Origin of the sequence: Burkholderia sp. GbtcB21 (assembly GCF_019091065.1) — a bacterium.
GTDB lineage: Bacteria > Pseudomonadota > Gammaproteobacteria > Burkholderiales > Burkholderiaceae > Burkholderia > Burkholderia pyrrocinia_C.
In genome coordinates this window covers 1-271 of sequence record NZ_JAGXKA010000241.1, presented here as the reverse complement: position 1 = coordinate 271, position 271 = coordinate 1, and the positions used below count along the sequence as shown (strand labels likewise).

Genomic DNA, 271 nt, shown 5'->3' with positions numbered 1-271 from the left:
AAATACTTCCGCAACCAGCGGGTGGCCGCGGTACGCACGTACCAGTACGACTGGCTGTACCAGCTGGTGCAGGCCACGGGGCGCGAACAGGCGAATGCCGAGCGTGAGGGCGCGGCGCTGCCGCCTGCCGGCGACCCGGGCACGCTGGTCAACTACACGCGCACCTTCACGTACGACATGGCAGGCAACCTGACGCGCACCCAGCACCAAGGTGCCACCCCGTACACGCTGGAGCTGGCGGTGTCGCAGAACTCCAACCGTGCGGTGGCCC

1 protein-coding gene is annotated in these 271 nt (G+C 68.3%); it reads left to right on the top strand.

Annotated elements, in window-relative coordinates; genetic code table 11:
- Positions 1-271 (top strand): hypothetical protein (locus tag KVT39_RS38830; RefSeq protein WP_217591475.1); only part of this gene is annotated, 271 nt, incomplete at both ends.